Genomic DNA, 336 nt, shown 5'->3' with positions numbered 1-336 from the left:
CCGCCAATCCGGCGAGGAAGGCGCCAATAAAGAAGGCCAAGAGCGATTTGCCGCCCGCCTTGGTGGGTTCGGCAGCGGTAACGGGCTCGCTGGCCGTAGCGGCAGCGGCGGTATCGGCCACAGCGGTATCAGCCGCTGCGGGGGCTACGGTATCCGCTGCAGGAGCAGCTGCCGTGGCGCTAATGGTGGCACCGCTCAGCTTGGCGGAGAGCTCCGCCTCCAGGGGCACGCAGCTTCCCTCGTTGCAGCCCTGCCCCTCAATGCTCACCTTCACCTCGAAGGGCTTATCGGTTAGCGCCTTTACCTTTTGTACAAAGGTGGCCGAGCCGTTAAAAT

General features: G+C 64.0%; 1 protein-coding gene. It reads left to right on the top strand.

Features of this window, described 5'->3' with window-relative positions; all coding sequences use genetic code 11:
• A partial coding sequence (locus tag L990_RS20260) for a hypothetical protein (protein WP_197057320.1) occupies positions 1–336 on the top strand: 336 nt, incomplete at both ends.

The organism is Alistipes sp. ZOR0009 (assembly GCF_000798815.1).
GTDB lineage: Bacteria > Bacteroidota > Bacteroidia > Bacteroidales > ZOR0009 > Acetobacteroides.
This window is presented reverse-complemented; position numbering and strand designations above follow the sequence as displayed.